This window comes from Hymenobacter agri, assembly GCF_054778495.1.
Genome location: NZ_BAAGZM010000284.1, coordinates 1 through 5,371, shown reverse-complemented (window position 1 = coordinate 5,371; position 5,371 = coordinate 1). Strand labels below are relative to the sequence as shown.

Annotated in this window: 4 protein-coding genes; 1 reads left to right on the top strand and 3 read right to left on the bottom strand. The window is 62.6% G+C overall.

The window, feature by feature from the left end; genetic code table 11:
* The first annotated feature begins 339 nt into the window (after positions 1–339).
* Positions 340–1,611: a glutamyl-tRNA reductase gene (gene hemA / locus ACYVDE_RS13790; RefSeq protein ID WP_460502123.1), complete on the top strand. Its 1,272-nt coding sequence runs from the start codon at positions 340–342 to the stop codon at positions 1,609–1,611.
* Between the two features lie 210 nt (positions 1,612–1,821).
* Here the strand turns inward: hemA and ACYVDE_RS13785 are convergent, their stop codons facing one another.
* From ACYVDE_RS13785 to ACYVDE_RS13775, 3 genes are all read right to left on the bottom strand, one after another.
* Positions 1,822–4,404: an FdhF/YdeP family oxidoreductase gene (locus tag ACYVDE_RS13785; RefSeq protein ID WP_460502122.1), complete on the bottom strand. Its 2,583-nt coding sequence runs from the start codon at positions 4,402–4,404 to the stop codon at positions 1,822–1,824.
* Between the two features lie 122 nt (positions 4,405–4,526).
* Entirely contained in the window at positions 4,527–4,874 is a 348-nt protein-coding gene (locus ACYVDE_RS13780) for a DUF7009 family protein (protein ID WP_460502121.1), read from the bottom strand.
* A 146-nt stretch (positions 4,875–5,020) separates the two neighbouring features.
* A partial coding sequence (locus tag ACYVDE_RS13775; protein WP_460502120.1) for a formate dehydrogenase accessory sulfurtransferase FdhD occupies positions 5,021–5,371 on the bottom strand: 351 nt, incomplete at its 5' end.

Below are 5,371 nucleotides of genomic sequence, written 5' to 3'. Positions count from 1 at the left end.
AGCGGGGTTGCGGCCGACGCATGTGGCGCAGCCGAGGCAACCCGGACGGGCTCCGGCGCGAGTGAGGAAGAAGTAGCGGGCGGGGTTTTCGGCGACATGGCGCAAAGGTACGCGGGCCCCGCACGGCCATCGGCGGTGCTGTTCCGGCCGCTTGGCTCCACCACACGCCTGATTTTTATCAGGCCGGCGGGGCTTTTCTGCCCCAATGGCCGCTACAGGCCCATGAAGCCCTGATATTCGTCAACTTTCTCCTCGAACCCTACTTATGCCCGGGCTGTTATGATATCCTACCGAAATCCTGCCGTAATTTTGTAGTCCGATTTCGTGTCGATTCCGTCTATGTCGCATCCGTTCAAGGCCGTCAGCCTCTCCTTTAAGAAAGCCCCGCTTGCCATTCGCGAGCTGCTTTCGCTGGATGAGGCCGCCTGCCGCCGCTTCCTCCATACGCTGCACAATGAGCTGGGCCTTAATGACCTGCTCGTGCTGAGCACCTGCAACCGCACCGAGGTGTACTACGCCGCCGAGGACGACCGCAGCCGCGAAATCATCCTCGCCCTCGGCCACCTCAAGGACCGCGCCGACATCGGCCAGTTCCTCCCCTACTTCGACTTGCTGCCCACCGCCGACGCGGCCGTGCAGCACCTCTTCGAAGTCGCCATGGGCCTCGACGCCCAGGTAGTGGGCGACCTGCAAATCAGCAACCAGGTGAAAATGGCCTACCAGTGGGCCGCCGATGCCGACGCCGCCGGCCCCTTCCTGCACCGCCTGCTGCACACGGTTTTCTTCACCAACAAGCGCGTCCAGACCGAAACCAGCTTCCGCGACGGCGCTGCCTCGGTAAGCTACGCCGCCCTGGAGCTGGTTGAAGAGTTGACCGCCGACGTGGCCAACCCCAAAGTATTGGTAGTGGGCCTGGGCGAAATCGGGGCCGATGTGTGCCGCCACCTGGCCGCCAGCAAGGGCTTTGGGGAGGTGACGCTCTGCAACCGCACCCGCGCCAAGGCCGAAGAGCTGGCCGCCGAGTGCAACATGCGCATCGTGGATTTTGAAGACTTGGTGCCCGCTTTGAAAGAAGCCGACGTCGTGATTTCCTCCATCAACCGCGCCGAGCCGTTCTTCACCAAAGAGCTGGCCGAAAACCTTGATGTGCTCAGCTTCAAGTTCCTGATTGACCTGAGCGTGCCGCGCAGCATCGCCGCCGATGTGGAGCAGGTACCCGGCGTGCTGGTGTACAACATCGACGCCATTCAGAGTAAGGCTTCAGCCGCGCTGCAAACCCGCCTGGCCGCCGTGCCGCAGGTGCGCGCCATCATTGCCGAAAGCATTGTCGGCCTCAACGACTGGGCCAAGGAAATGATGGTGTCGCCCCTCATCCAGAAGATGAAGGCCAGCCTGGAGCAGCTGCGCCAGGAAGAGCTTGACCGCTTCCAGAAAAAAGCCACTCCCGCCGAAAGCAAGCTCCTCGACGAAGCTACCCGCTCGCTGATGCAGAAGATTCTCAAGCAGCACGTGCTCCAACTCAAAGCCGCCTGCCGCCGCGACGACGGCGAGCAACTGGTAGAGCTGTTGGGCGAGTTGTTTGATTTGGAAAAGACGGGCGAGCCGGCGTAAATACGCCGCCTGTCATTGCGAGTGGAGCGCAGCGCAACGCGGCAATCCTTCCTCTCGATGCAGAAAACCCCCAAGATGTGAAAAGCCCCGGCACTATGCAGTGTCGGGGCTTTTCGTATAAAAAGGCTTGTCACATTATCGGGCTGGTCGCATCGGGAGGAAGGATTGCCGCGTTGCGCTGCGCTCTACTCGCAATGACAGGCGGCGCCCCTACGCCATCATCGCCTCGCGCTGCTTGATGCGCTTGTCATTATTTACGGCGGTGGGCACCACGGTTACCACCACGTATTTCGAAGTGGGCGTGTTGCTCACCTTGGCCACGCTGGTGATGGGAACGAGCGGGTTGGCCTCGGGGAAGTAGGCCGACACGTTGCCTTTCGGAATATCGTAGGGCACGGCCACGAACTTCTCCACGGTGCGCTCCTCGCCCTGGAAGTGGCTGGTGATGTCGATGAGGTCCTTGGCTTTGATGTTGCGGGAGGCCATGTCGGCCGGGTTCATGAACAGCACACGGCGCTCACCGTGGATGCCGCGGTACCGGTCATTGTACTCGTAAATCGTGGTGTTGAACTGGTCGTGCGAGCGCACGGTCATCAGAATCAGCTGGTCAGGGGCTACTTCGTACTTCTCCAGTGTGGTGGTGCTGAAGTGGGCCTTGCCGTCCTTGGTGGTGAACTTGCGCTCGCGCGGGCCGTTGGGCAGGTAGAAACCGCCCGGCTCGCGCAGCTTCTTATTGAAGTCCTCGAAGCCGGGAATGACGCGGGCAATGTGGTCGCGGATGACGTCGTAGTTCTCCGTCATGGCCACCCAGTCGGTGCGGGTTTTGTCGCCCAGCGTGGCAATGGCCATGCCGCTGATGATGGCCACTTCGCTTAGCTGGTCGCCGGCCAGGGGCACCAGGATGCCCTTGTTCTGGCTTACCACGCCCATCGAGTTTTCGCAGCTCGTCATCTGGTGGCCGCTCTTCTGCATGTCGATGTCGACGTGAGCGAAGGTGGGCAGCAGCAGGCTGGTTTCGCCGGTGGTGAGGTGGCCGCGGTTGAGCTTGGTGCCCACGAACACGGTCAGCTTCTGCTTGCGCATGGCTTCGGCGATGAACTCGGTGTCGGGGCCGGCGGCCAACAGGTTACCGCCCAGGCTGAAGTACACGCGGGTTTTGCCAGCGTGCATGGCCTTCAGGCTTTCCACCACGTCGAGGCCATCCTCGCGCGGAGCTTTGAACTTGAATTCCTTCTCCAACGCGTCGAGAAACTCGCCTTTCACGCGCTCCCAGATGCCCATCGTGCGGTCGCCCTGCACGTTGGAGTGGCCGCGCACCGGGCAGGTGCCCGCGCCGGGCTTGCCGATGGCACCCTTCATGAGGTGCAGGTTCACGATTTCCTGAATCGTCTGCACGCCCTGGCGCTGCTGCGTTACGCCCATGGCCCAGCAGGTGACGATTTTCTGCTTGCGGGCCATGATGTTGGCCGCTTCGAGCAGCTGGGCGCGGCTGATGCCGCTGATTTCCTCGATTTCCTCCCAGCTCGTGTTGCGGATGTTCTGCTCGAACGAGTCGAAGCCTTCGGTGAACTCGGCCACAAAAGCGCGGTCGACCACCTGGCCGGGGTTCGCGTCCTCGGCCTCGAACAGGTGCTTCATGATGCCGCGCAGCAGGGCCATGTCGCCATCCACGCGCACCTGCAGGAACAGGTCGGTGATTTGGGTGCCGTCGCCCATCAGCGCGCCCAAGGCGCGGAGCGGGTTCATGAAATCCTGCGGGTTTTTGAAAGCGATGAGGCCGGCTTCCGGCAACGGGTTCACGCTGATGATTTTAGCCCCGTTGCGCTTGGCCTTTTGCAGGGCCGTGAGCATGCGCGGGTGGTTGGTGCCCGGGTTCTGGCCGATGATGAGGATGACTTCAGCCTCGTGAAGGTCGTTGAGTGTGACGGAGCCTTTGCCCAGGCCCAGTGTGGGGCTCAGGGCCGAGCCGCTGCTCTCGTGGCACATGTTGGAGCAGTCGGGCAGGTTGTTGGTGCCGAACTCGCGGGCGAAAAGCTGGAACAAGAAAGCCGGCTCATTCGGAATTTTGCCCGAGGTGTAGAACACGGCCTCGTCGGGCGTTTTGCAGGCGTTCAGTTCCTTGGCAATGAGTTCGAAAACGTCGGGCCAGGCGATGGGCGAGTAGTGGTTGTCGCCGGGGCGCTTCACCATGGGATGGGTGAGGCGACCGGCGTTGTTCTGGTCGCGGTCGGTCATGCGCGAGAGCTCGGCCAGGCTGTGCCGGGCGAAGAACTCGGGGCCGGCGGCCTTGTCGTCGGCATCGGAGGCGGTGGCTTTGGCCCCGTTCTCGCAGAATTCGGCCACCGAGCGGTGCTCGTCGGGGTCGGGCCAGGCGCAGCTCGAGCAGTCGAACCCGTTTTTCTGGTTCAGGCCCAGCAGGGCCTTGGTGCCGCGGCCCACGCCGCCCTCCGTCCAGCTGAATTGCATGGACTTGATGACGGCCGTGACGCCGGCCGCAATTTTCTCGCGGCCTTCGAGCCGCAGGCCGGTGAGGGCTTCGGGCGGCTGAGCCAGAATGGGGTGCAGGTACTTAGCCTCCATGGTGGGCGGGGCCGGAATGTGCTCCTCAGCGGGCGGAGTGTTGGCGCTGGCTTCGTGCATGGCTTTGCTGGCGTTGTCGGCAGTAGGGATTTCGTGGTCGGCAACCGGGGCGTGGCCCTGGTCGGGGCGCTCGCCGCTGGTGGGAGCGTACTTGGCGAGCTGCTCTTCGGTCTTGCCAGCTTTACTGGGGTCGGTTTGCGGGGAGTCTTCCATAGTTGAAGTGTTGATTTTTAAGGGTTGAGTGTTGAGTTCAGAAAGGCCGGGTTTTGGGCTGGGCTCCACGCTAAAAACCAGCGTGCACTCAACATTCAAAACTCAAACCTCAACACTTCATGCTAGTGTCGGCAGTCCAGGTCTTTTTCAACCAGAATACGGAGGTGCTGGTTTTCGGCCAGGGGCAGGTTGTGCGAAAAGCCATTTTGGTCAGTTTCGACCCAGGTTTTGGCCAGCCGGAAGGGCACCAATACGGTGAGCGCGCCGGGCTCGTAGTGCACCTGCACGGGTTCTTCGTCGGGGAGGGTTTGGGCGGGCTCGGAGCCGCGCTCCAGGGCGTAGGTGAGGCGCTGGGCGGGGCCAAGGCCGAAGTGCACGGCCCCCTCGACGCGGCCTTGCGCGGCAAATTCGTCCAGCTCGCCTTGGGAGAGGCGCAGTCGCAAGGTGTCGTCTTCGATACGGAGTTTCATGGGGTGGGATTGTGGCTGAAAGTTAAACGGCTGGCACCCGAAGGCGTTGCCGAACTATAGCTATTGAGCAAGTTTATTCAGCATTGCTTTAAGCCCGCAGCGGGCGCGCAAGGTTGCGCAATTCGCCACGCTCGCTGCGGTGGAAATCAGGCCACCACCCGCCAGCCGTGGCTGTAGATGTTGAACCGCTCGTTGCGTACGAAGCCCAGCACCGTCATGCCGAAGCTCTCGGCCGCCTGAATGGCAAGGCTGCTGGGGGCGCCCACGGCCGCCAGCACGCCGATGCCAGCCGCCGCCGCCTTCTGCACCAGCTCGAAGCTGACGCGGCCGCTCACCAACAAAATGTGCTGGTGCAGCGGCAGCCAGCCGGCCAGCAGCGCGGCCCCAATCACCTTATCGAGCGCATTGTGACGGCCCACATCTTCGCGCAGCAGCAGCAACTCGCCGGCGGGCGAAAAGAGCGCCGAAGCGTGCTGCCCGCCGGTCTGCTCGAAGCC

Bases quoted from the DNA above. Each gene is read 5' to 3' on its own strand.
- hemA (WP_460502123.1), top strand. From the start codon at position 340: ATGTCGCATCCGTTCAAGGCCGTCAGCCTCTCCTTTAAGAAAGCCCCG.
- ACYVDE_RS13785 (WP_460502122.1), bottom strand. From the start codon at position 4,404: ATGGAAGACTCCCCGCAAACCGACCCCAGTAAAGCTGGCAAGACCGAA.
- ACYVDE_RS13780 (WP_460502121.1), bottom strand. From the start codon at position 4,874: ATGAAACTCCGTATCGAAGACGACACCTTGCGACTGCGCCTCTCCCAA.